Origin of the sequence: Hephaestia sp. MAHUQ-44 (assembly GCF_023806085.1) — a bacterium.
Classification (GTDB): Bacteria; Pseudomonadota; Alphaproteobacteria; order Sphingomonadales; family Sphingomonadaceae; genus Sphingomonas.
Genome location: NZ_JAMSLX010000005.1, coordinates 216,668 through 241,328 on the forward strand (window position 1 = coordinate 216,668; position 24,661 = coordinate 241,328).

Sequence of the window (24,661 nt, forward strand, 5' to 3'; positions counted from 1 at the left end):
GAACGCTATGCGGCGACGGCGGCCGCGTCCAGCCTCAACCGACGCCGTGGCCCTGCGCGAGATAGTCTTCGGAGCGCATCTCCTCGAGCCGCGAGACGGTGCGCTCGAATTCGAATGCGCCGTCGCCCGCGGTGTAGAGCGCGGCGGGCTCGGCATCGGCGGCAGCGAGCAGCTTCACCTTATGTTCGTACAGCGCGTCGATCAGCGTCACGAAGCGCGCGGCTTCGTTGCGGCTTTCCGGCCCCATCCGGGGGATGCCGACGAGGATGACGGTGTGGAAACGCCGCGCGATCGCGAGATAATCGGCGGCCCCGCGCGCCTCGCCGCACAGCCGCTTGAACGAGAACACCGCGACCCCCTTCAGGCTTTTGGGGACGTGCAAGGTGCGGCCGCCGGAGACCGGAATATCCTCGGTCGGCACATGCGCACGATCCTCGACCGGATAGTCGGTCAGCCGGAAGAAGGCGGCCGACAGCGCCTGCGTCGCCTCGGGCCCGTTGGGGACGAGCCAGGTGTCGATCCGGCCCAGCCGATCGAGCCGGTAATCGACCGGGCCGTTGAGCGGCAGCACATCGGCCCTGGTTTCGAGCAAGGCGATGAAGGGCAGGAAATGCTCGCGGTTGAGTCCGTTCTTGTAGAGATCGCGCGGTGGACGATTCGAGGTCGCGACGATCGTCATGCCGCGTTCCCACATCGCCGCGAACAGCCGCGACAGGATCATCGCATCGGCCGAATTGGTGACCACCATTTCGTCGAAGGCGAGCACGCGCGCATCCTCGGTCATCGCCGCGGCGACCGGGGCGATCGGATCGCCCGCCTCTTTCTTGCGCTCCTCGGCAAGGCGGGCATGCACCTCGAGCATGAATTCGTGGAAATGGACGCGGCGTTTGCGCTGGATCGTCAGGCAGCCGAAGAACAGGTCCATCAGCATCGATTTGCCGCGCCCTACCCCGCCCCACAGATAGACCCCTTTCGGCGCCTCGGGCCGGCGGCCGAGCGCGCGCCACAAGACGCTGCCCCTGCGCGGGCTCGCCTCCAGCTCGGCGGCGAGCGCATCGAGCCGGCTGGCAGCGGCGGCCTGTTCGGCATCGGGGCGCAATTCGCCCGCAGCGACGAGCGCTTCGTAACGCGCGAGGACGGTGGTCATCGCCGCGTCGGCTTTCTGATCGTGCCCGAAAAGCTCGCGACCGTGCCGTCGCCCTGCACCACGAGCCCGCGCAGGAACAGCAGCCGCCCGGTTTCACGCAGCAATTCGACCCGCGCTTCGAGCGGCGCGCCGACCTTGCCCGCGCCGATGAACTGGACCGCGAGATCGAGCGTCACCGCGGTGCCTGCCTCGATCACCCCGAACCCGCGCGAGGCGGCGAACAAGGCGATGTCGATAAACGCGAGCAGCGCGCCGCCGTGGAGGTTGTCCTGAAGATTCGAATGTTCGTGGCGCGGCGTCATCTGCACGCGCGCGACATCGCCTTCCACCCTGAGCAGGAGCGGGCCGAGCAGGCTGTTGAAGCGGGTGGGGTCGGACAATTCCCACGTCACCCAGCCAGGATGGTCGGGCGATTCCTGCTGCAAGAAGGAAGGCGAATTATCGGACACTCAAGCCCCCGTCCGTATCGAGCGACGCCGAGATACGGTTAGAGTCGCTTCTCGACACCGCTCGACGCGAACGGTTGAATTACAGAACCCGCTCGGCTTCCATCTTCTTGATCTCGGCGATCGCCTTGGCGGGATTGAGGCCCTTGGGGCAGACGTTCGCGCAATTCATGATCGTGTGGCAGCGATAGAGGCGGAACGGATCCTCAAGCGCGTCGAGCCGCTCGCCGGTCATCTCGTCGCGGCTGTCGGCAAGCCAGCGATACGCCTGGAGCAGGATCGCCGGGCCCAGGAACTTGTCCTGGTTCCACCAATAGCTGGGGCATGAGGTCGAGCAGCACGCGCACAGGATGCATTCGTACAGCCCGTCGAGTTGTTCGCGTTGCGCGGGCGTCTGGAGCCGCTCCTTGCCCGAGGGCGGCGGCGTCACCGTCTGCAACCACGGCTGGATCGAGGCATATTGCGCGTAGAAATGCGTGAAATCGGGGACCAGATCCTTGATCACGTCCATCGCGGGCAGCGGCGTGATGCGGATCTCACCCTTGAAATCCTCGATCGCAGTCGTGCAGGCGAGCCCGTTCTTGCCGTCCATGTTCATCGAACACGATCCGCAAATCCCCTCGCGGCACGACCGGCGGAAGGTCAGCGACGCATCCTGATCGGCCTTGATCTTGATCAGCGCGTCGAGAACCATCGGCCCGCAATCGTCGAGATCGATCTCGAAAATATCGTAGCGCGGATTTTCGGCGGTGTCGGGATCGTAGCGATAGATTTTGAAGCGCTTGACGCGCGCCGCATCGCCGCTCGCCTTGTGCTCCTTGCCCTTCTTGATGACGCTGTTCTTGGGCAGAGTGAACTTGGCCATGTCAGATTTCCCGTGAAATAAGAAAAAGTGCGCCCGCGCGCATCAATAGACCCGCTTCTTCGGCTCGATATACGCGACGTCGTCGGTGAGCGTGTAATCGTGGACCGGCCGGTAATCGATGCTGGTCGCACCGCCCTTGCCGCCCCAGCCATCGAAGGTGATGATCGTGTGCTTCATCCAGTGCGCGTCGTCGCGATCGGGATAATCCTCGTTGACGTGTGCGCCGCGGCTTTCCTTGCGGTTGGCGGCCGAATTCATCGTCGCCACCGCCTGTGCGATCAGATTGTCGAGTTCGAGCGTCTCGACCAGATCGGTGTTCCAGATCAGGCTGCGATCGGTGACGTGCACGTCCTGCATCCGCTGATAGACCTTGGCGATTTCGGTGACGCCCTCGCCGAGCAGTTCATCGTTGCGGAACACCGCCGCGTGGCGCTGCATCGTCTTTTGCATCTCGACGCGGATTTCCGCGGTCGGCGATGTGCCGTTCGCATTGCGGAAATGATCGAGCCGGTCGAGCGCCAGCCTCTCCGATCCCTCGGGCAGCGGCGCGTGCGGGGTGTTGGGCTTGACGATCTCGGCGATACGCTTGCCGGTCGCGCGGCCGAACACCACGAGATCGATCAGCGAGTTCGAGCCGAGCCGGTTGGCGCCGTGGACCGAGACGCACGCCGCCTCGCCCACCGCGAACAGGCCGGGGACGACCGCATCAGCATCGCCATCCTTCAGATGGACGACTTCACCGTGATAATTGGTCGGGATGCCGCCCATATTGTAATGCACCGTCGGCGTGACCGGCAGCGGCTGGCGCGTCAGATCGACGCCGGCGAAAACCTTGCCCGTCTCGGTGATGCCGGGCAGGCGTTCGTGGAGCACCTTGGGGTCGATGTGATCGAGGTGCAGGAAGATGTGATCCTTGTCCTTGCCGACACCACGGCCCTCGCGGATTTCCATCGCCATCGCGCGCGACACGACGTCGCGGCTGGCAAGGTCCTTGGCCGAGGGGGCATAGCGTTCCATGAAGCGCTCGCCCTCGGAATTGGTGAGGTAGCCGCCCTCGCCGCGCGCGCCTTCGGTGATCAGCACGCCCGCGCCGTAAATGCCGGTCGGGTGGAACTGGACGAATTCCATGTCCTGGAGCGGAAGCCCGGCGCGCAGCACCATGCCGCCGCCATCGCCGGTGCAGGTATGCGCCGAGGTCGCCGAGAAATAGCAACGCCCGTAGCCGCCGGTCGCGAGCACCACCGAATGCGCGCGGAAGCGGTGGATCGACCCGTCCTCAAGGCACAAAGCGATCACGCCGCGGCACGCGCCGTCTTCCATGATCAGATCGAGCGCGAAATATTCGACGTAAAAATCGGCGTCGTACTTCAGGCTCTGCTGGTAGAGCGCATGGAGCATCGCATGACCGGTGCGGTCGGCCGCGGCGCAGGTGCGCTGCGCGGGCGGGCCTTCGCCCATGTTCTGCATCATGCCGCCGAACGGGCGCTGATAGATCGTGCCCTCTTCGGTGCGGCTGAACGGCACGCCGGCGTGCTCGAGTTCATAGACCGCCGCGGGTGCCTCGCGGCAGAGATATTCGATCGCGTCCTGATCGCCCAGCCAGTCCGATCCCTTGACGGTATCGTACATGTGCCAGGTCCAGTGATCGGGGCCCATGTTGCCGAGGCTGGCCGCGATCCCGCCCTGCGCCGCCACGGTATGGCTGCGCGTCGGGAACACCTTAGTGATGCACGCGGTCTTGAGGCCGTTCTGCGCGCATTCCATCGTCGCGCGCAGCCCCGAACCACCGGCGCCGACCACCACGGCATCGTAGGTATGATCGATGATCTTATAGGCGGCGGGCATCAGGCTGGCGCTCCGGTGAAGGCGATCTTGAGGATCGAGACGATGGCGATCGCAGCCGCCACCAGGGTGAACAGGTTGAGCAGGACGATCGACGCGATCCGGCCGGGGCCGTGCTGATAATCCTCGATCAGCACCTGAAGCCCGAGACGGAAATGATAGAAGACCGACGCGACAAGCAGCACGAGCGGGACCGCCACCAACGGCGACGTCATCCACTCGGTGACCGTCGCATGATCATAAGCGGGCATCCGCGCGATCGAGAAGATGAACCAGAGGACGAGCAGCAGATTGCCGCCCGCGGTCAGCCGCTGGTGCCACCAATGATGCGTGCCCTGCTTGGCGCTGCCCAGACCGCGCACGCGGCCGATCGGCGTTCCGTCGCCCATGCTTACTTCCCCACCAGCAGATATGCCCAGAAGGCGATCGTCGTGAGCGCGGCGAACACCATCGTCAGCAACGCATACCGGCGATTGGTGCGCAGTTCGAACCCCGCGCCGGTATCGAGCACGAGGTGGCGGATACCGCTCGCCATGTGCTGGAAGAACGCCCAGCTCAGCCCGATTCCGAAGATATAGCCGAGCGCGTTGAGGCTGCCGTCGGCATAAGTGAACGTATCGACAAAGATCGCATAGGCCTTGGCCCCGGCCGCCAGCGCGGCGAGCCACCAGACGAACAGGCAGGTGCCCACCAGCGCCATCCCGTCACCCGTCGCGCGATGCAGGATCGAGACCAGCATATGCGGCCCCCATTTCCAGATCTGCAAATGCGGTGATAACGGGCGCGTTCGCTCAAGCTGCGTGGCCAAGACCCTGGTCCCCTCGTTCGATAGATGGCGCCGTATTAGTCTTCGCGGTCGCCGATGCAACCCGCGAGCGCGATTGTCCGGCTGGCCCGCGCATGGCCCCACACCCTAACCCTGCCTTAACCAAATCGCCCTAAACCTGCCGAAGCACCCCGCCACCAGGCGGGATATCTGATTCTTCGGAGACCTCGCGCGTGGATAAAAGCAATCTCCCGGCCCCCGGAACGCTTGCCGCCAGGATCGATCTGGCCGCGCGATTGAGGGTGTTCGATTATGATGGCTCGCTGGCCGCGGCGGGCAAGCAGGTGTGGGCGTTGATCGAACCCGACATCCGCACGATTTCCGACGCTTATTGGCAGCAATGGCTGCGCTGCTTCGCCGATGATCGCGTGTGGGCGCCGCACGAAACCGAGAAAATGGTGGATCTCGGCGTCGTCTTTCTCAAACACCGGTGCCTCGACACCTATGGGCGCGCCTGGATCGAGTCGGTCGAACGATCGGTGGCGGCCGCCTATGGCGCGGACGTATCGCCGATGGCGCTGCTGTCGATGATCAACGCCAGCGATCGCGCCGTGCTCGATTCGCTGATGCGCCGCGTCGATCGCAGCGATCCCCGGCTGCCGACGCTGATCGATACGGTGATGCGGCTCTCCGCGCTCGAGGGCGAAGTCACCGTCGCGCTCTACAACGCCTATCGCGAGCATAGCGCGCAGAACGGCCGTGATCGCCTTACCGCCGAATTCCGTGACGGCATCGTCACCATGGTCGACAACGCGCTGACCGAAGGCGAGGTGCTGCGTGAGCAGCGCGGCCGCGCCTCGGTGGTCGCACGCGGGATGCTGGGCAAGGCCTCCGAAGTCGCGGCGGCCGCCGAGCAATCGGCGGTGGCGATGCGCGAAGCGGCGCAAACCGCCGCCGGGCTGATCCGCGCGATCGAGGACGCCCGCAACGAGGTCGAAGCCGCCGCCGAGATCGCGACCCGCGCCTCGGGCCAGGCAGGTGCAGCAGTCGGCATGTCCGAGACGCTGTCCGACCATGCCAAGTCGATCGAATCGATCCTCGGGCTGATCCGCGACATTGCCGGGCAGACCAACCTGCTCGCGCTCAACGCGACCATCGAGGCGGCGCGTGCGGGCGATGCCGGGCGTGGCTTCGCGGTTGTCGCGCAAGAGGTGAAGAGCCTCGCCAACCAGACCGCGCGCGCGACCGACGATATCGCCGCCAAGATCGCCGCGATCCAGTCCGCCACCCATTCGACCGTCGAGACCAATGCCTCGATCCGCGACACCGTCGCCGAGGTCCAGGAATCGGCTGACCGCATCCGCACCGCCATGGAAACGCAGGCGCAGACCGTCACCGCGATCACCGCCGCCGTCGACGAGACCGCCCTCGCTGCCGATTCCATGTCCAACACAATCGCCGCCATCCGCGAGGATACCGAAACCGTCGCCAGCGAGATCGACAATGTCGGCCACGGCTTCGATGCGCTCGACGAGCGGCTCGGGAACCTCAAACACAGCACGGGCGATTTCGTCGCCAAGGTCGCCGCCTGAGCGCGTAAGGAGTAAACGGGAATGGATGAGGCGAACCAGATACAGGTTCAGCGGGCAGCGGCGGTCGAGGCCATCCGCAAACGGCTGCACGCTTATGATCGCGACGGCGCGATTGCCGCGGCGAGCGGCGAGATCAGCGCGCTGATCGCCGACCATTGCGAGGATATTGCCGATATCTTTCTGAGCCTGTTCCTGAGCGATCCCGATCTCACCCAGCGCGCCAGCACGATGTCGGCCGACGCGTACGATCGCCAGCGCGCCGATTCGACCGCTTATGTTCGCCAGAAATACGCGCAACCGCTGAGCACCGAATGGGTCGGCATGGCGCTGCGCAACGCGGCGCGCTGCCACAAGGCGGGGGTGCCGATGCACGCCTATCTGTCGGCGCTGTCGGCGGGGCACACGCGCGTCATCGAGTTGATCCGTGCATCGAGCCCGAGCGTCGCCGACGCGTGCCGGTTGACCGACGTCATCCAGCGGCTGGCGATGGTCGAGGCCGCGGTGATGGCCGAACATTACGGCCGCCGCGAACAGGAACGCGCGCGCCGCGAACGCGCCGCGCAATCCGCCGAATTTCGCGACACGATCGGCGTCACGCTGATGGCCACCGCCGAACTGGGCACGCGCGCCCGGATGCAGGCGCAGAACACCGCGACATCGGTGCGCGGGATGCTGGGCAAGGCATCGGAAGTCGCCGCCGCATCCGAACAGTCCGCGATCGCGATGCGCGAAGCGGCGCAAACCGCCGCCGGGTTGATCCGCGCGATCGAGGACGCCCGCAACGAGGTCGAGGCCGCCGCCGAGATCGCGACCCGCGCCTCGGGCCAGGCAGGTGCAGCAGTCGGCATGTCCGAGACGCTGTCCGACCATGCCAAGTCGATCGAATCGATCCTCGGGCTGATCCGCGACATTGCCGGGCAGACCAACCTGCTCGCGCTCAACGCGACCATCGAGGCGGCGCGTGCGGGCGATGCCGGGCGTGGCTTCGCGGTTGTCGCGCAAGAGGTGAAGAGCCTCGCCAACCAGACCGCGCGCGCCACCGACGATATCGCCGCCAAGATCGCCGCGATCCAGTCCGCCACCCATTCGACCGTCGAGACCAATGCCTCGATCCGCGACACCGTCGCCGAGGTCCAGGAATCGGCTGACCGCATCCGCACCGCCATGGAAACGCAGGCGCAGACCGTCACCGCGATCACCGCCGCCGTCGACGAGACCGCCCTCGCTGCCGATTCCATGTCCAACACCATCGCCGCAATCCGCGAGGATACCGAAACCGTCGCCAGCGAGATCGACACGCTCCAGCGCGATTTCGGCGAGGTCGATGATCGTCTGGGCAACCTCAACACCGCCGCCGACCGCTTTTCGACCAGCGTCGCGGCATAGCCGCCGCGTTCCAGCGACCGGAAACAGGCATCGGATTATGACGAGCGAGCCTCCGCTTTCGCTGGGGTGACGGAACGGCTAAGCCGCGGCCATGCCCAACATCCTCCTTACCGGATCGAGCCGTGGAATCGGCGCCGCGATCGCCGAGACGCTTGGCGCGCGCGATGACGTGCGGTTGATCGGCCACGGCACGCGCAGCGGCATCGCCGCCGATTTCAGCGATCCCGACGCCCCGCAAACCTTGTGGGCGCAAGCGCTCGACGCGCTCGATGGCCGGATCGACGTGCTGATCAACAATGCCGGGATTTTCGAGGCCGCGCCGATCGACCAGCCGCATACGGACTGGGTCGCTGGCTGGGAGCGGACGATGCGGATCAACCTGACCGCTGCGGCCGAACTGTGCCGGCTCGCAATACGCCACTGGCAGGAGGCGGTCCACGGCGGCCGTATCGTCAACATCGCCAGCCGCGCCGCCTATCGCGGCGACAGCCCCGCGCATTGGCATTATGCCGCGTCGAAAGCCGGTATGGTCGCGATGACCAAGACGATCGCGCGGGGCTATGCCCGCGACGGCATTCTCGCCTTCGCGATCTGCCCCGGCTTCACGATGACGGGGATGGCCGACGACTATCTGGAGAGCCGCGGTGGCGACGCCTTGCTCGCCGACATCCCGCTCGGCCGCGTTGCCGCGCCCGCCGAGATCGCCGATACCGCCCATTACCTCGCGCTCGAGGCCCCTGCATCGATGACCGGCGCGGTCATCGACATCAATGGAGCAAGCTATGTCCGCTAGCTGGAAGCTGACCTTGCCGTGCACCCGCGCCGAGGCCGAAGCGATCGAAATCGATCTGGGCGCGCTCGCCGCGCTCGACCCACCGCCGGTGCTGATGACGAGCGAAGCCGTGCTCGACGATCCCGAGAGCTGGCGGCTCGAAGCCTATTTCGAAGGCAAACCCGACAAAGCGACGATCGCCGCGGTTCGCGCGCTGGTGCCGAGCGCCGGCGCGACCAAGGCGACGCCCGAAAAGATACCCGACGCCGATTGGGTGACGCTGAGCCAATCGGGGCTGGAACCGGTGCGCGCGGGGCGCTTCGTCGTCCACACCTCGGCGCACGACATTGCCGACGCGCCGGGCGTGCGGCGCTATATGATCGAGGCCAGCCAGGCGTTCGGCACCGGGCATCACGAGACCACCACCGGTTGCCTGAACATGCTCGACCGCATCCGCCGCCGCGGCACGCGAGTCGACAATCTGATCGACCTCGGCACCGGCACCGGGCTGCTCGCCTTTGCGGGGATGCATTTGTGGCCGCGCGCTTATGCGACCGCGACCGATATCGATCCGATCGCGATCGACGTCACGGCCGAAAACGCCGACGTCAACGGCGTGCCGCTGGGGCTCGGCATGGGCAGGCTCGCGCTTGCCGTCGCCGATGGCACCGCCAACGCACTGGTGCAGCGCCGCGCCTCTTATGACCTGATCATCGCCAATATCCTCGCCGGGCCGCTGATCGATCTCGCCCCCGACATCGCCGCGATCGCGACACCGCGCGGGCAATTGGTGCTCGCCGGGCTGCTGCGGACGCAGGCCGCGGCGGTCGCGCGCGCCTATCGCCGGCAAGGGTATCGGCTGGCCGAACAACTCGATCTGGGCGACTGGGCGATCCTGCGGCTGCGCAAGCGGCGCGACTGAACCGCGCGGCCGGGACGCACAAGCGCCGCGACGGGCTGTCACGGCAGCCGCGCATCTGGCATGGCGTCGCACGAAGATCGGATAAAAGGATAGCAGGCGGATGACGAGCATCGGGATTTTCGGCAGCGCCGGGCGGATGGGCCGGGCGATCGCGGACCTTCTCGCCACCGAAGGCCTCACGCTGGCCGGGGGCACCGACATTGGCGACGCGCCGGGGCCGGTCGCCGAAGCGGCCGACGCCCTGGTCGATTTTTCGAGCCCCGCCGCGCTGGAGGCCAATCTGGTCGCCGCGCGCGCCGCGCGCACCCCGATCGTCGTCGGCACCACCGGGTTGAACGAGACGCACCATGCGCTGATCGACGCCGCCGCCACCGAAATCGCCGTGCTCCAGACGGGCAATACCTCGCTCGGCGTGACCTTGCTCGCGACGCTGGTGCGCGAGGCAGCAGCGCGGCTCGGCCCCGATTGGGATGTCGAGATCGTCGAGATGCACCATCGCTACAAGGTCGACGCGCCGTCGGGCACTGCCTTGCTGCTCGGCGAGGCGGCGGCGAGCGGGCGCGGCGAGACGCTGACCGACGTCAGCGTCATCGGGCGCGGCGGGCTGGTCGGCCAGCGCAGCGAGGGCACGATCGGCTTCGCGAGCCTGCGCGGCGGGTCGGTCGCGGGCGACCATCAGGTGATCTTCGCCGCCCCCGGCGAGCGGATCGAGATCGGCCACCGCGCCGAAAATCGCGACATCTTTGCGCGCGGCGCGGTGCGTGCCGCGCTGTGGCTCGCCGACAAGCCCGCGGGGCGCTACACGATGCAGCAGGTGCTCGGCCTATGAAGAAGGCGGACGTCGTTTCGTTCTTCGCGCGGCTGGCCGAGGATAATCCACACCCCGAAACCGAACTCGAATCGGTCAATGATTACACGCTGCTCGTCGCGGTCGTGCTGTCCGCGCAGGCGACCGACGCAGGCGTCAACAAGGCGACCCGGCGGCTGTTCGCCGTGGTCGATACGCCCGAAAAGATGGTGGCGCTGGGCGAGGACGCGCTCAAGCAGCACATCAAGACGATCGGGCTGTTCAACACCAAGGCGAAAAACGTCATCGCGCTGTCGAAGGCGCTGATCGCCGACCATGACGGGCAGGTGCCGGCGGACCGCGATGCGCTGGAGGCGCTTCCAGGGGTGGGGCGCAAAACCGCGAACGTGGTGATGAACGTCGCCTTCGGGGCGGAAACCTTCGCGGTCGATACGCATCTGTTCCGCATCGCCAACCGCACCGGGCTCGCGCCGGGCAAGACCCCGCTCGCGGTCGAAAAGAAGCTCGACCGAATCGTCCCCCAGCCCTTCCGACTGCACGCGCACCATTGGCTGATTTTGCACGGCCGCTATGTCTGCAAGGCACGCAAACCGGAGTGCTGGCGATGCACCGTCGCCGACCTGTGCGCCTACAAGCCCAAGACCCCGCCGCCCGGCGCATGAAAGCGCTGGCGCCCGCGTGGATGCTTTGCTAGGCGCGTGCCCGGCCGGCACCCGTAGCTCAGCTGGATAGAGCGCTGCCCTCCGAAGGCAGAGGCCAGAGGTTCGAATCCTCTCGGGTGCGCCAATCTCGCAAATTCGTCGATCGAGAGCGCGCGCCGCGCGACGCGGGTGGCAAAGCGCAAAAAGAACATATAGTGAACATTGTTATGAGAAAATCTCTGCGTGACCGGTTGGCGATTCTGTCGGATGCCGCAAAATACGATGCTTCCTGCGCGTCGAGCGGTGGCAAAAAACGCGATGCGACCACGGGCGGTATCGGCTCATCGGGCGGGACCGGCATCTGCCATGCCTATACGCCCGACGGCCGCTGCATCTCGTTGCTCAAGATCCTGATGACCAATTTCTGCATTTTCGACTGCGCCTATTGTATCAACCGCGTGTCGAGCAATGTCGAACGGGCACGCTTTTCCGTCGACGACGTGGTGTCGCTTACCCTCGAATTCTATCGCCGGAACTATATCGAGGGCCTGTTCCTGTCCTCGGGCATCATCCGATCCCCCGATCGGACCATGGCGGACATGGCGCGCATCGCGCAAACCTTGCGCGAGACGCACGACTTCAGAGGCTATATCCACCTTAAGACGATTCCGGATGCCGCACCGGAATTGATCCGGGAAGCCGGGCGGTGGGCCGATCGGCTGTCGATCAACGTCGAACTGCCGCAGGATGCAAGCGTGCGCAAACTCGCGCCCGAAAAGCGGCCCGAAACCATTCGCGCGGCCATGGCGCAGGTGCGGCTGGAGCATGAGGCCGCCGGGGATCGAACCCATACCGGTCGCACGCCGCCGCGCTTTGCCCCGGCCGGCCAGAGCACCCAAATGATCGTCGGCGCCGATGGGGCCGACGATGTGACCATCCTCAACACCGCCACGCGCCTTTACAACGGCTATCGGCTGAAGCGCGTCTATTATTCCGCTTTCAGCCCGATTCCGGATGCCTCGTCGGCGCTGCCCCTGATCATGCCGCCGCTGCTGCGAGAGCATCGGCTCTATCAGGCCGATTGGCTGATGCGTTTCTACGGCTTTTCGGCCGAGGAAATCGCGACCGGCACCCATCAGGGGCATCTCGACCTCGATCTCGATCCCAAGCTGGCGTGGGCGCTCCGGCATCGCGCCCAGTTTCCGCTGGACGTCAATCGGGCCTCGCGTGAGCAATTGCTGCGCGTACCGGGGTTCGGCGTGCGTATCGTTGACCGGATCATCGGCGCACGCCGCCATGCGCGGTTGCGGTTCGACGATCTGATCCGCATGGGGGCCTCGATGAAAAAGGCGAAGGCCTTTATTCACCTGGCCGATTGGTCGCCGCGCCACCTGATCGACAGCACCGACCTTCGGGCGCGCTTCGCGCCGCCCCCGCAACAATTGACGTTGCTATGAGATATGCCGTCTCCCTGCCGCAACGCGACGTCTTTGCCGCCTGGCGTACAGCAGCCCGGCAGGCGATCAGCCACCGCATCGCGCCCGACGATATCGACTGGAACGGGCAAGGCGCGCTGTTCGCGAGCGCGGCGCTGCCCGAACCGGCCGCGGGCCACGCGGCCCGCGTGCCGGCCGACTTCATCGCGCTGGCAGGCGCGGTGATCTGGCATTCGGCGCCGGACCGTTTCCCCCTGCTCTATCAGGCGCTGTGGCGCCTCGACCAACATGACGGCACACCGCTATCGCCCGCCGACCCATTGGGCCGCAGGCTCGCGCTGATGGCCGCATCGGTAAAGCGCGACATCCACAAGATGCACGCGTTCGTCCGTTTCCGTGAACTCCCCGCGGCTGGCCCCCGACGCAGCTTCGGCGCCTGGTTCGAGCCGGCGCATCACACGCTGGAGCCGGGCGCCGCGTTTTTCGTCGAGCGCTTCGCCGATATGGATTGGCTGATCGCCACCCCTGCCCTGACGGCGCGCTTTACCGATGGCGTGCTCGACTTCGACACCGGGGGCGAACGGCCCGACTTGCCCGACGACGCGACCGAAGCGCTCTGGGCCACCTATTTCGCCAATATCTTCAATCCGGCGCGGGTCAAGCTGGCGGCGATGCGCGCCGAAATGCCGAAGAAATACTGGCACAATCTGCCCGAGACCCGCTTGATCCCCGCGATGCTGGCCGATGCCGAGGCACGCGTCGAGCGGATGCGCGCGGCCGGCGCCAGCGCGCCACGCCCCGGCGCGGCCGCGGTTTCGACGCGCTATCGCGCGACCTTGCCCATCGCGGCCGATACACCGGAAACGCTCGAACAAGCGCGACGGGCCGCGCGGCAATGCCGGCGCTGCGGCCTCTGCGAAGCCGCGACGCAAACGGTGTGGGGCGAAGGCGATGCCACCGCGCGGATCATGATCGTCGGCGAACAAGCAGGCGATCAGGAGGACCTTGCGGGGCGCCCTTTCATCGGCCCCGCCGGACAATTGCTTCGGTCGGCGATGCGCGATGCCGGCCTGGCACCCGAACGAACATGGCTCACCAATGCGGTCAAACATTTCAAATTCACGCCGCGCGGCAAAAGGCGGCTGCACCGGACGCCCGATCGCGATGAGATCGCGCATTGCCGCTGGTGGCTCGGCCTGGAACTGGCCTTTATCCAACCGCAGATCACGCTGGCGCTCGGGGCATCGGCGGCGTTCGCGTTGACCAACGACGCGCGCCCTATCGCGGAGCGACGCGGGGGCGTCGAAACCGGCCTGCATCGTGGCCCGGTACTGATGACATGGCACCCCGCCTACATTCTGCGCACCACCGATCCGGCCATGCGTGACCGCTTGCGCCGAGACCTCGTCGCGGATATTGGCGCTGCCCGGATCAGGGCGTCCAGCAGCGGTCTGCCGAATAGTCCGATTTCGGCATAGGGCCGAGGCCATCACGACCCCAACCCTACCCGATCTTTACATGTTGACGGCGGCATTATCTCCCAGTTCAGGGGCACCGCCGGTCACCGCCGCGACCAACATCTTTGCACCCGAAACCAGCGCGCCGGGGCTGTCCCAAATCTCACCGCGTTCGGGCGTGACCGTCAGAAGCCGGATCGTCGGATCGTCCTTGCCCTCCCACCACATCTTATCCATTTTCGACCACAGTTCCGTGATCTTGGCGCGATCATCGGTCACCTTGGCTCGACCCGAAACCACCGCAAAACGGTAGTTTCCGGTATCGGCCCAGGCGAGAGACACGGTGGGAAACGCTTCGAGCTCGGCGTTTTTCTCGCCGCTGACGTCGGTGAGGAAGTAGATGGCGTTTTCGTCGCGGTTGGGCCGGGCCGACATCGGCCGGCTGCGCTGCTGTTCGCCATTCCAGGTCGTCAACATGCAGATGTCGATCTTGGCCGCCAATTCCCACACGCGATCGATGATCTCGTCGGGTGTGGCAGGGTTGTCGTGTTGACGTTCCTTCATGGAGGATCTCCTTTGGGGGGCCTCTTCAACGTCAAGGGCGCGGGAGCCGTTCCACGCAGGATACGCTATGGCGTCCCCGACGCAGCGACCGCACTGGCCCCGATCGGTGCCCGTCGGGTCATTTACCCACGCAGCCTGCGTAGCAACGATCGCAACCTCGAAAACGCCAGTCCCGCCAGTGTATAGACCAGCGTGGCAACGACGATCGACACGATCGTGACGTCGCGCACCGCACCATCCTCGCCTGCGCACAGCAAGAAGCGCGAAACGCCCTGCTGGCCCGGTTTGTAGGAATAGCTGTTCGAAACGATCTCGATGCCGCTGCCGCAGACGAACGGCTGGGCAACGATCGCCACGATCGGCGGATAAACCGCGCCACCCGCGATGGCCAACATCATGGCAACCAAGCCCCAGCCCAGCGCACTGGCCAACAGGTCCCCGCTGCGCAACCCCTCCAGCCTGGCCTGCAACCAGACAAGGCCCAGGATTGCGATCACGATTCCCGGCCCGATCAGCGCGCGCAAGAGAATGCTGTTGTCACCCGCCGTCATCGATCGGGGCCGGGCCGCCGCGTCCCGGCCACCAGCGGCACGGTCGCGGTTTCACAATGGCAGGCATATTGTCGCCAGGCCGGAGCGTCGATCGGGCATTGGCAGAGATATTCGGCCTCGTGCCCGCATCCGGCGACGTGGAAGGCTTTATAATACCAGTCGAATCCTTCCGAATAAGGCGCATGTTTCGCCTGCCACAGCGCCAGACGCTGCGGATCGGCGAGAATATCCGCGGGTGGATCGGGGATCGGGTGTTCGCGCTTGCGCACCTCGCTCCAGCGCACGCCGTCGATCTGCGTCGCCGTCACCCGCTCGATCGGGCACGTGACGGCCCTGGCCAGCGTGTCGCGCGCTGCCTCTTCATGGCTCGCACAGGCCGCGACAACCATCGCGGCCGCGATCGCCAGCATGCCTCCCGACCGACGACCCGCCACCCCGCGACGCTCCTTGCGCAAACGGCGCGGGCGGGGCCTGGCCGCGACACGAAATCGAAACGTGCTCATTGCATCGCCTCCCCCGCGAGCCCCATGGTTCCGGTCATAGGTCCGACAATATCGCCGCCCGGCTGGCTTGATATTCGGTCTCCGAGATCAGCCCGGCATCGCGCAGCGACACAAGGTGGCGGAGCCGCTCCTCGACCTGCCCCCGGCGCGGGTCCGGTGTCCGCATGGGGCGGCGCACGATATCGGCATCGACGCGCAGCCGATCGGCAAGCGCGCTTCCGCGCGCATCCGCCGTTCGCGCATCGGCGCCGACGTGCCCACCGGTGGCCCTGCGCGGCTTCAGCAGCCGGCGGAGAACCATCAGCACCAGTGCCGCAGCCAGGAAGATCAACGTGTAATAGACGGTCGCGGCGCCGATCGTCCGCAAGGTGATATCGCGCGAGCTACCGTCCGCACCGAGGCAGAAGATGACGCGCGCGACGCCCTGCTGCCCCGGTTTGTAGGAATAATTGTGCGACAGGGCCTCGACCGTCCCGTCGCAGACATAGGGCGCAGCGACCGTCACCAGCGGCGGATGGATCGCGCCGCCCGCGGTCGCCACCATCAGTCCGCAGAAGGCGCAGACCGGCACCACGAGCAGCATCGCACATCCGAACCGCGCGACGGGCCGGGGCAGGCTGTGAAGCGCACCCCCGCCGCCCCCGCCGCGTCGCACCACGCGCGCGATCAGCACCACGACCAGCGGGATGATCAGAAACGGCAGCCAGCCGGCGATGAACATCGCCAGCGTGAAGATCGTCGCATCGTTCATCGCCTGCCGCCCCCAGACCTGCCGCTCATCGGATCGCGCCGGTCACAGACCCGACAATATCTCGGCGCGCTTGGCCTGATATTCGGTTTCGGAAACCAGACCGTCGTCGCGTAACGATTGAAGCCGACGAAGCCTGTCCTCGGCACCGGTGGCTGCCGCATCGTCTGCAGGGTCCGCACCGGTGCTCGCCGTCGCCCGCCCGCCGACCATCCCGTCGCCGTTCAGGTCGATCCCGGTCATGGCTTCAAAAGCGACAATCGCCTCGTCCGTTGCGGGCTGCCCGTTGACGCTGATGCTTGCCGGCATTCCGAACACAACCCCAGATCGCGGCGCGTGCGCGCCGGCACCGGTTGACGCGGCCCGCTGATCAGCACCATTGAGCCGGCTCGCGACCTGCGCCGCCTGCTGGGCGCCGCGCTCCGAACCCGAAGGGACCCGATCCCACAGGATCACATATTTGTGAGGATCGTCGCGTTCGGCGAGAACCGGCAGCACGACGCCGGGCATCGGCCATTGGGCCAAGCGAACGATGCTCGCCTTTCGGACCGCCACACTGGGCTGGCCGGGAATCGTGACGACGAGATGCATCACGCACATGCCGCCGCCGCCGCTCTTATGGGGTGGCATGCTGGCCGATACGACCTGCGCTGTACCCTCCACCGGATCGGCAAGGTTTGGCTTGCCAAGCGCGTCGATCAGATTTCCGAAAAAGCCCATGAATCACCTGTTGTCGGCGATGGCGGCAATGCAGAAACGTTCGGGCGCCGCAATATCCGGCCCCGACAGCGTTTCATCGCCGCAGCGGTTGTGCGTCGACCACAGAATCGTCCCGCGATCGGCGGCCATGGCATAAGGGCGGTCGCCCCGCGCGGTACCGGCGATGCGGCGTTCCACCCGCGTCGCCATATCGAGCAACGAGACGCCGGTATCGGCGGCATAGACCAGCCGCGAGCGCGGATCGTCGATCACGAAATGCGCCAGTTCCCACCCGCCCCATCCGACCAGATAGGAGACAGCGCCCGGCGCGCGCGGGCGGACGTGGAGATCGATCGTGGCGTGGCCGTGATCGGCCGCCCAGACGAGAAAGGCGTCATTGCCCTGCACGGGTTCGATGACGGCATCGTCGGTGGCAAGCGCCTCGTCATCCACCGCCAGATCGGTGCTGATAGGTTGGAAGCGCCCGTCGAGGGCACCCGACGGATCGCGCACGCGCTGGCTACCCTTGATCGACGCCTTGTAGATGGCGGTCGTGCCTTCCTCGCCATCGCCGCTTCCGCCCCACAAAGCGACGCGGACGAAGATCGTGTCGCCCTGCCACGCCAGCGCCTTGATCGCGGCGACAGCGCCATCGGGATAAGGCGGCGCGCCTCGATGCGGTCGCGGGGTTGCCGGCACCAGCTTGCCGTCGGCGACCCGGTACAGCCACAATTGATCGGGCAGATCGAGGTCCTGACTGGGCAGCAGGATGGCGACATGCTTGCCATCGGGCGCGAGCCGCATCGCCGTGATCGGCACCTGATCGTCCGCGACGAGTTCGGGACGCGCGCGGACGATCGGCCGCAGGTCGATCTCGCGCACCGCCTGCGTCGCAATCGGCGCGGCAACCCCGTCCACCAATGCGCGACGACGATCGAGATAGACGGTCATCAGGCAGAGGCGGGCCGGTTCGCGCAATCCGGCCGAAGGTGCGGTCAGTTGGGCGAAGGTCCGATCACCGACGCAGCGGCAGTCGCGCTCGACCAGCCAATCGCGCTGGGTGGCCAGCAGCGCGGCGCGCGCGGGGCCCGAGGCCGCATCGCGCGCCGCGCGATAGGTTCGCGAGAGCGCCAGATCCTGCCAGCGCAGCGTCGCATCGGCGCAGATGAAGCGATCGATCGCGCGTGTGGCCTTGCCGCAATCGAACCCGGCCGGGACCGTGGCCGGTGGCGGTGCGGCGGACGAGACGCCCCCCACCCCGGCCATGGCAAACACCGCGAGCAGCAAACCACCCAACCCCATGCCCGCCCTGCTAATCATGGACGATGATCCGCGGATCGTCGCACAAATTCTGGATCGCGATCGGAAGCGGATCGCTGCAGCAATCCTCTTCTTTCTCTGCGAAAAGCACCGAGATTTCATAGGCGCAGATCCCGGCGCCGCCGGGGATGGTCATGGTCCGCTGGCGCCCCGGCGCCAGCCCGCCATAACCGAACGTGTCCGAATCGAGTTCGATGGAATCGAGGTCGCGCAGTGCAAGCTGCACGAGGCGGCGGCGGGTCTTGTTGGTCACCGCCACTTTCAGGTCGTCGGCGGGCGCGGCCCGCGCGGCGGTGCCGCACAATGCGAGCAACGGCGCAGCGGCCGCGGCCACCCCGTCGAGCGGATAACGGGCCGCGACACCGCCGACGCTGACGGTCAATTGCCCCGTCGACGCCAGGATCGCTTCGAGCGGCGCATCGAGCGTCACCTGGCCCTTGAGGTGCAGGAGATCGTCCATTTCCTGTGCCTGAACACGGGCCGGGAAGGTTACCGTCGCGCGCCCGGCGCTCAAGCTGACGGACAATTTTGCCCCGGTAGCCGCGCGCACCGGTGGGTGGACCAGATAGGCCGATACGATCGCGGCGCGGCGGTCGCAAATGAACACCAGTGATGTATCATCGCTGTCGGGCACGCCGTACACGAGGCGTGACTGTTCGGCGCCATCGACGCCGTACCAGCGTGGCTGATCGTCCTGTGCCAAGGCGGGCGCTGCCCACAGCGCCGTGGCCATGGCGAGCAACGCGCCCGATGCTGAAACCCTGCAATCGTTCGTGAATCGCACAATCATCTTGTCTGTCTCCAGCCGCGATGGTGATTAACGGCCTGCCCATGCCTCACGAGATGTCTCGCGCACATGGACAGGCCGAACGGGGCAACCGGACAGAGATGGAGGGAAGCCAGGGTGGCCCGTTCTCTCTGTGTCGGTCGACGGATGGATCGTCGGGTCGCTAGCGACGCATCCGTCCCCGTATCAGAAGCCGAGCGCGCACCCCGGGCTGTCCGGTATCGGGCACAACAATCGACGCTGACGCATGAGACTCTCCCCTTTGCAGCGGTGATGCCACGGGGCGCGGAAGCCTGTCTCGGACCAGACGGCACGCGAGATGGACCAGACGGCACTCGATCGATAGGGTGCCGGAACGACACCGTACTATCGCGTCGGACATCGCGGCACAGAACGGAAAAAGAGCATGAACTCGGCTTACCTATCGCACCGATTGTCCACCGCCTCGGTGCCGATGCGCGACCGTCTGTCAATGTGGCGCGAAGTGTTCGGGCAAGCGATGGCCCGGCTCGATATCGAAGCCGTTGGGGATGCACCCTTTCATGCCGAAGGCACCTTATGCGCGCTGCCCGGCGCGGCCTATGCCTCGGTGCTCGCGTCGCCGGTTCGGGTCGCGCGGACACGCGGCCTGATTGCAGCGGACAGCGCCGAAATGATCTATCTCATCACCGCCGATGCGCCGGTGGAGGTCGTCCAGAACGGACAGGAACGGGTGCTCGCGACCGGCGATGCGATCTTCCTGCGCGGCGGCGAGGTCTCCAGCATTCTGTCCGATGGACCAAACCGCTTCACCAACATCGCCGTCGCGCTCAACGACCTTCGCGCGCTCTATGCGGGTGCCGACGATCTGGCGATGCGCGTTGTCCCCCGTCAAAGCGATCTGCTGGGGCTGCTCCACGGCTATGTCGACATGCTGCGGATGCGCGGCGATGCAGCCCTGAAGGGCGCCGAACCTCTCGCCGCCGGGCATATCCGCGACCTGATCGGCGCCATCGCCGCCCAGGACGACGGCGCGGGGATAGAGGAAGCCGGCGTAAAGGCCGCACGGCGGCGCGCGATCAAGGCCGACATCGCGGCGCGGTTGTGCGACTCCCGGCTCAATATCACCGCGGTTGCGGCCAAGGCCGGGATCAGCCCGCGCTATGTCCGCCGTCTGTTTCAGGACGAGGGCAGCAGCTTTTCGGCGTATATTCTCGGCCAGCGGCTCGAACGCGCGCATCGCCTGATCCTGCATCCCGGCCCCGCGCCGCGGACGATCGCGGCGATTGCCTATGCGTGCGGCTTTGGCGACCTGTCCTATTTCAACCGCACCTTCCGCCAGCGCTTCGCGATGACCCCATCGGATCTGCGCGGGGGAATGGGCGCCGCCTAAACGCCACCCCATCCGCGCTGGAAAGACGGGCTTATCCGCTCCCCTTGTGCCGCAGCTTGGCGATGATCGCGGCGACGCCCGCATCGATCCCGCCGCGGAGATCGCCGCGCCGGAACAGCGGCAAAATCGCACCTTCCATGATCTCGGTGCAGGTGGCATCGGGCAACGCGCTTTCGAGCCCGCGCCCCACCGCGATCCGCGCCTTGCGTTCGGCCGGTGCGACCAGCAGCACGATGCCGTCGTTGTGCGCGCGCCGCCCGATGCCCATCCATTCGCCAAAGCGGTGGTATATGCCGCGATGTCTTCGCCGCCGAGCGTAGGCACCGTGACGACGACAAACTGGTGCCCGCTCATCCGTTCGAACGCGGCGAGCCGGGTCTCGAGTGCACCTTGTCCGCAACGGACAGAATAGCGGCGGCATCGGTGACGCGGCCCTGCATGGGCTGCAACGCCGCAGCCGATTGTACCGGTGTCGCGGTGACCGCGACGATATCCGGCGACGGCGCGACCGGTGTCGGCGGCGCAACCCGATTACCAAGGCTATCGGCCGGTTGGGCACCACTCTCGGCCGCCCATTGCCCGCCCTGATGCGTGCCGCGCCAATGCAAGGCGCCTGCGGCAACGATCGCGAAGGCTCCGATGGCGATGAGCGGATAGCAGAGCAGTTCCGCCTTTCCGAACCCGCGTTTCATCACCGCGCCGAACAGGATCAACCCCACGCCGCCGATCAGAAACAAGAGACCGCCGCCGTCGATCACAGCGGCGCGGCCTCCGCCGGCATCGCCATCAGGATTTCAAATAACGATCGCCGCACGCCTTCATCACGTCGATCGGTGGGCCCAGCCGCACCGCCTGCGCCATTCCGCGCATCGCGCGCCCGGCCAATTCAGCGGGATTGATATCGCTGCCCGCCTGCAATTCCTCCAGCACCGATTGATCGAGCTGGCTGTTGAGCTTGATGTATGTTTCAGCACGCGCGTCGGGCGCCACCTCACTCCCTGCGAAAATCTGAAGCAGCACGGTCGACAGCGTGTAGCACATCATGCGCGTATCGCGGTTGTCGGGGGGAAGCGCCTTGAACGTACCCGCCTGCGTTTCCGGAAAGGCTTTCGCGCACGCGGCGGCATAAGGCGCGGCATTCTTTTCGGCGACGAATTTGCTTTGCAGGGTTTTGCCGCGCGCGCCGATCTGTTCCACTTTGGTCGGCTCGCCCACGCCGTTGAGCGACGCGCCGAGCAGGATGAAATGCGCGGCATGGCCAGCCTGGTCGACCGTGAGCGGGCCCGTGCCATCCTGTTCCTGCGCGAGCGCCAGCGTGGCGCCGTAACAAAGCGCGGCGCTCTCCTCCATGTCGGCCGGGAGCGTGATCTCGGCGGCGCCGCACCCGCTGAGGATCAGGCTCGCAGCGGCCGATATGCCGAGCGCGGTCCCCCGGCGCGACGTTTTGCGATACCGACCATGACGCATCTCGATCTCCCCCCAGATAAACCGCACGCTTGTATCGCCTGTGGTTGCCATCGCCGACGCCGCCGCGTCTTGGACGGAGCGGAACACAATACGGACGAGCCGGCACAAGAGCGCAGAGATCGCAACTGCTTCGACAACAAGGCGATAATCGCTTATATGCAATTGGTCGGTGTTCGTCTGGCCAACCCCTTTCAGGACAAACCAGATGGGTCGATCGACACCCGAGGAGAGCGAATGACGGGCGCCAGACTGGTCGCGATCTGCGGCATCCTCCTCTTGTCGACACCCTCCTTGCCCGCGCTGGTGGCCGGGGCGGAACGCGCGCCCGGTTATGCTGCCGCAGGCCCGGTGTTCGACTTGCCCGCCGGGATGAGCGTGGATCGGCAGGAGGTGCACGTCGCGCTGCATTCGGTGCGGCTGCTCTATGTGTTCAGGGCCACCACCCACCGGACGGTGCATTTCAGTTTCCCCCTGCCCGCCATGCCGGTGGATGCCAGCCCCGATGCCATCGGACTTGGGGACGCGACGGCGGCGACAGGCCTCGACGCCGATGTTCGACCGCCCAATTACCTGAACCTTGCGGTGCGCGTGAACGGCACCCCGCGGACACTCGCCGGCCATGGTCGTGCGCTGTTCAAGGGCCACGACGTGACGCGACGCTTGCGCGATGCCCGCGTGCCCCTGCTGTACCCACTCGACGGCGAGGCGCCGTGGCGCCACCTTCCGCCACAAACGCAGGCGATGCTCAAGGCAGACGGCCTGATCGACACCGATGCGGCGCAATGGCAGTTTCAGACCATTTTTGAATGGGATCAGGCATTCGAGCCGGGCGAAACCCGGATCGAGATCGGCTATATTCCGGTCGCCGATTATTGGAGCGACATCACATCGAACCACTTCCCCGAGATCGCCCCCGGCGGCTCGGCGACGCGGGCCTATTGTATCGACGATGCGCTTCGTCGCGCCTTTCTCCGCAACCCCAATTACGAACTCTATACCGTCACCCATGGCGTGACACGATCGGGCGGGTGGCACGGCCCGGTTGGTCATTATCGTCTGGTGGTCGACAAGAACTCGGTCAGCAATATGGTTGCGTTCTGCCCGGCGTCGGCAACCAAGACCTCGCCGACGACCTTCAGTTGGACGGCCACCAATGTCACGCGCGACGATGCCATCAGCGTGCTGTTCTTTGTCGATCCAGCTGACGCGGCGTCCAACGCACACTAGCGCGCCGCGTCTCGCCAACCCTCGCACCATCTTTCCCGCTTCCGTCACGACCGCGCAATTCATGGATCCTAACCCTAATATTGAGGCGCCACGACGCCTATCTTCAGCACGTCCGGGCGCCCGCAGAGGCGTTCTCTTGCTTCCGAGGAGATCCGCATGACCACCAAAGCCTATGGCGCCTACGCCGCCGATCGTCGTCTCGAACCGTTGACGATCACCCGCCGCGCGCCCGGCCCGCACGATGTCGTCATCGAGATCGCTTATTGCGGTGTCTGCCATTCGGACCTGCATCAGGTCCGCAGCGAATGGGGCGGCACGCATTACCCGTGCGTCCCCGGCCATGAGATCGTCGGCCATGTCCGCGCGGTGGGCGACGAGGTGACCGATTTCGCGGTGGGAGAAACGGTCGGTGTCGGCTGTATGGTCGATAGCTGCCAGGCATGCCCGTCGTGCGATGAGGGGCTCGAACAATATTGCACCGGATCGGGCTTCGTCGGCACGTATAACGGCCCGACATCCGACGCGCCGGGCCATACGCTCGGTGGTTATTCGCAGGCGATCGTGGTCAATGACAGGTTCGTGCTCAAGATCCGCCACCCCGAGGCACAGCTTGCCGCGGTCGCGCCGCTGCTGTGCGCCGGGATCACCACCTATTCGCCGCTGAGGCACTGGCAGGCTGGGCCGGGCAGGAAGATCGGAATCGTCGGGATCGGCGGGCTCGGCCATATGGGGATCAAGATCGCGCACGCGATGGGCGCGCATGTCGTCGCCTTCACCACCTCCGAGAGCAAGCGCGACAGCGCCCGTTCGCTTGGCGCCGATGAGGTCGTCAACGCACGCAACGCCGCGGAGATGGACGCACATGCCGGCAGTTTCGACATGATCCTCGATACCGTCGCCGCGAGCCACGATCTCGACGCCTTCGCCAAGCTGCTCGCTCGCGACGGGACGCTGGTGCTGGTCGGCGTGCCCGAACACCCGCACCCCTCGCCCAATATCGCGCCACTGATTTTCAAGCGCCGCGCGATCGCCGGGTCGCTGATCGGGGGTATCGCCGAGACGCAGGAAATGCTCGACTTCTGCGCCGAACACGGAATCGTCTCGGACATCGAGATGATCCGTATCGAGCAGATCGACGAGGCCTACGACCGGATGCAGCGCAGCGATGTGAAATACCGCTTCGTCATCGACAATGCGACGCTCGACGCCTGACGCGGGAACCTCCGGCGGCGGCACGCATCTGATCGAGCAGGGCGGGCGCTCGCGCACGCGGGCGCCAGACCCTATATGGTGATCTGACGCGGGGCCGCCGGCCACGAGGGCCTCAACGACACTTGCCCGCG

26 protein-coding genes, 1 tRNA gene and 1 pseudogene are annotated in these 24,661 nt (G+C 66.1%); 12 read left to right on the forward strand and 16 right to left on the reverse strand.

The window, feature by feature from the left end; all coding sequences use genetic code 11:
- Positions 1-34 precede the first annotated feature (34 nt).
- The 6 genes from zapE to sdhC all read right to left on the reverse strand — a co-directional run bounded on the left by zapE (position 35) and on the right by sdhC (position 5,108).
- Positions 35-1,147, reverse strand: coding sequence for a cell division protein ZapE (zapE, locus tag NFE57_RS07785; RefSeq protein ID WP_252135006.1), 1,113 nt, complete (start codon positions 1,145-1,147; stop codon positions 35-37).
- On the reverse strand, positions 1,144-1,596 hold the full coding sequence (locus NFE57_RS07790; protein WP_252135007.1) for a PaaI family thioesterase: 453 nt from the start codon (positions 1,594-1,596) through the stop codon (positions 1,144-1,146). Before NFE57_RS07790 ends, zapE begins: the two co-directional genes overlap by 4 nt.
- A 79-nt stretch (positions 1,597-1,675) precedes the next feature.
- The gene (locus NFE57_RS07795) at positions 1,676-2,458 is read right to left on the reverse strand and encodes a succinate dehydrogenase iron-sulfur subunit (RefSeq protein ID WP_252135008.1); all 783 of its coding nucleotides are present in this window, start codon (positions 2,456-2,458) and stop codon (positions 1,676-1,678) included.
- Between the two features lie 42 nt (positions 2,459-2,500).
- Positions 2,501-4,303 (reverse strand): succinate dehydrogenase flavoprotein subunit, encoded by a 1,803-nt coding sequence (gene sdhA / locus NFE57_RS07800; protein WP_252135009.1) that lies wholly within the window; start codon positions 4,301-4,303, stop codon positions 2,501-2,503.
- On the reverse strand, positions 4,303-4,689 hold the full coding sequence (gene sdhD / locus NFE57_RS07805) for a succinate dehydrogenase, hydrophobic membrane anchor protein (protein ID WP_252135010.1): 387 nt from the start codon (positions 4,687-4,689) through the stop codon (positions 4,303-4,305). Before sdhD ends, sdhA begins: the two co-directional genes overlap by 1 nt.
- A gap of 2 nt (positions 4,690-4,691) precedes the next feature.
- The gene (gene sdhC, locus NFE57_RS07810; protein WP_286207711.1) at positions 4,692-5,108 is read right to left on the reverse strand and encodes a succinate dehydrogenase, cytochrome b556 subunit; all 417 of its coding nucleotides are present in this window, start codon (positions 5,106-5,108) and stop codon (positions 4,692-4,694) included.
- Between the two features lie 191 nt (positions 5,109-5,299).
- Here sdhC and NFE57_RS07815 point away from each other — a divergent pair, with 191 nt between their 5' ends.
- The 9 genes from NFE57_RS07815 (at position 5,300) to NFE57_RS07855 (ending at position 14,101) form a co-directional block, all read left to right on the forward strand.
- On the forward strand, positions 5,300-6,658 hold the full coding sequence (locus NFE57_RS07815) for a methyl-accepting chemotaxis protein (protein ID WP_252135011.1): 1,359 nt from the start codon (positions 5,300-5,302) through the stop codon (positions 6,656-6,658).
- A 21-nt stretch (positions 6,659-6,679) separates the two neighbouring features.
- Complete coding sequence (locus NFE57_RS07820) at positions 6,680-8,044, forward strand: methyl-accepting chemotaxis protein (RefSeq protein WP_252135012.1); 1,365 nt, start codon at positions 6,680-6,682, stop codon at positions 8,042-8,044.
- Between the two features lie 91 nt (positions 8,045-8,135).
- Complete coding sequence (locus tag NFE57_RS07825) at positions 8,136-8,837, forward strand: SDR family NAD(P)-dependent oxidoreductase (RefSeq protein ID WP_252135013.1); 702 nt, start codon at positions 8,136-8,138, stop codon at positions 8,835-8,837.
- Positions 8,827-9,738, forward strand: coding sequence for a 50S ribosomal protein L11 methyltransferase (locus NFE57_RS07830; protein ID WP_252135014.1), 912 nt, complete (start codon positions 8,827-8,829; stop codon positions 9,736-9,738). Before NFE57_RS07825 ends, NFE57_RS07830 begins: the two co-directional genes overlap by 11 nt.
- A 100-nt stretch (positions 9,739-9,838) precedes the next feature.
- A complete protein-coding gene (dapB, locus tag NFE57_RS07835) occupies positions 9,839-10,567 on the forward strand; it encodes a 4-hydroxy-tetrahydrodipicolinate reductase (RefSeq protein ID WP_252135015.1) in 729 nt (242 codons plus the stop codon).
- The gene (gene nth, locus NFE57_RS07840; protein ID WP_252135016.1) at positions 10,564-11,208 is read left to right on the forward strand and encodes an endonuclease III; all 645 of its coding nucleotides are present in this window, start codon (positions 10,564-10,566) and stop codon (positions 11,206-11,208) included. The genes dapB and nth overlap by 4 nt, the downstream gene beginning before the upstream one ends.
- A 47-nt stretch (positions 11,209-11,255) precedes the next feature.
- Positions 11,256-11,332: transfer RNA gene (locus tag NFE57_RS07845), tRNA-Arg, on the forward strand.
- 82 nt (positions 11,333-11,414) lie between these two features.
- The gene (locus tag NFE57_RS07850; protein WP_252135017.1) at positions 11,415-12,644 is read left to right on the forward strand and encodes a putative DNA modification/repair radical SAM protein; all 1,230 of its coding nucleotides are present in this window, start codon (positions 11,415-11,417) and stop codon (positions 12,642-12,644) included.
- A complete protein-coding gene (locus NFE57_RS07855; protein WP_252135018.1) occupies positions 12,641-14,101 on the forward strand; it encodes a UdgX family uracil-DNA binding protein in 1,461 nt (486 codons plus the stop codon). Before NFE57_RS07850 ends, NFE57_RS07855 begins: the two co-directional genes overlap by 4 nt.
- A gap of 36 nt (positions 14,102-14,137) precedes the next feature.
- On the opposite strand, the gene NFE57_RS07860 is transcribed toward NFE57_RS07855, so the two are convergent.
- The 7 genes from NFE57_RS07860 to NFE57_RS07890 form a co-directional block, all read right to left on the reverse strand.
- Entirely contained in the window at positions 14,138-14,644 is a 507-nt protein-coding gene (locus tag NFE57_RS07860) for a pyridoxamine 5'-phosphate oxidase family protein (protein WP_252135019.1), read from the reverse strand.
- A gap of 122 nt (positions 14,645-14,766) precedes the next feature.
- Complete coding sequence (locus NFE57_RS07865) at positions 14,767-15,195, reverse strand: hypothetical protein (protein ID WP_252135020.1); 429 nt, start codon at positions 15,193-15,195, stop codon at positions 14,767-14,769.
- On the reverse strand, positions 15,192-15,605 hold the full coding sequence (locus NFE57_RS07870; RefSeq protein WP_252135021.1) for a hypothetical protein: 414 nt from the start codon (positions 15,603-15,605) through the stop codon (positions 15,192-15,194). The genes NFE57_RS07865 and NFE57_RS07870 overlap by 4 nt, the downstream gene beginning before the upstream one ends.
- 127 nt (positions 15,606-15,732) lie before the next feature.
- Entirely contained in the window at positions 15,733-16,449 is a 717-nt protein-coding gene (locus tag NFE57_RS07875; RefSeq protein ID WP_252135022.1) for an SHOCT domain-containing protein, read from the reverse strand.
- Between the two features lie 42 nt (positions 16,450-16,491).
- Positions 16,492-17,037 (reverse strand): SHOCT domain-containing protein, encoded by a 546-nt coding sequence (locus tag NFE57_RS07880; protein ID WP_252135023.1) that lies wholly within the window; start codon positions 17,035-17,037, stop codon positions 16,492-16,494.
- A gap of 132 nt (positions 17,038-17,169) precedes the next feature.
- Complete coding sequence (locus NFE57_RS07885) at positions 17,170-18,465, reverse strand: lysozyme inhibitor LprI family protein (RefSeq protein WP_252135024.1); 1,296 nt, start codon at positions 18,463-18,465, stop codon at positions 17,170-17,172.
- Positions 18,458-19,198, reverse strand: coding sequence for a hypothetical protein (locus NFE57_RS07890; RefSeq protein WP_252135025.1), 741 nt, complete (start codon positions 19,196-19,198; stop codon positions 18,458-18,460). Before NFE57_RS07890 ends, NFE57_RS07885 begins: the two co-directional genes overlap by 8 nt.
- 460 nt (positions 19,199-19,658) lie before the next feature.
- Between NFE57_RS07890 and NFE57_RS07895 the strand changes: the two genes are divergently transcribed.
- Positions 19,659-20,624, forward strand: a complete 966-nt coding sequence (locus NFE57_RS07895; RefSeq protein WP_252135026.1) for a helix-turn-helix transcriptional regulator — start codon at positions 19,659-19,661, stop codon at positions 20,622-20,624.
- A gap of 31 nt (positions 20,625-20,655) precedes the next feature.
- Here the strand turns inward: NFE57_RS07895 and NFE57_RS16665 are convergent.
- The 3 genes and pseudogenes from NFE57_RS16665 to NFE57_RS07910 form a co-directional block, all read right to left on the reverse strand.
- A pseudogene (locus NFE57_RS16665) lies at positions 20,656-20,978 on the reverse strand (TPM domain-containing protein).
- The gene (locus tag NFE57_RS07905) at positions 20,975-21,382 is read right to left on the reverse strand and encodes a hypothetical protein (protein ID WP_252135028.1); all 408 of its coding nucleotides are present in this window, start codon (positions 21,380-21,382) and stop codon (positions 20,975-20,977) included. The pseudogene NFE57_RS16665 and the gene NFE57_RS07905 overlap by 4 nt, the downstream one beginning before the upstream one ends.
- Positions 21,383-21,410: 28 nt before the next feature.
- The gene (locus NFE57_RS07910; protein WP_252135029.1) at positions 21,411-22,499 is read right to left on the reverse strand and encodes a hypothetical protein; all 1,089 of its coding nucleotides are present in this window, start codon (positions 22,497-22,499) and stop codon (positions 21,411-21,413) included.
- Here NFE57_RS07910 and NFE57_RS07915 point away from each other — a divergent pair.
- Positions 22,482-23,318 (forward strand): DUF4424 family protein, encoded by an 837-nt coding sequence (locus tag NFE57_RS07915; RefSeq protein ID WP_252135030.1) that lies wholly within the window; start codon positions 22,482-22,484, stop codon positions 23,316-23,318. The two genes, NFE57_RS07910 and NFE57_RS07915, sit on opposite strands and share 18 nt — an antisense overlap.
- Positions 23,319-23,474: 156 nt before the next feature.
- Complete coding sequence (locus tag NFE57_RS07920) at positions 23,475-24,530, forward strand: NAD(P)-dependent alcohol dehydrogenase (RefSeq protein WP_252135031.1); 1,056 nt, start codon at positions 23,475-23,477, stop codon at positions 24,528-24,530.
- Positions 24,531-24,661: the final 131 nt, after the last annotated feature.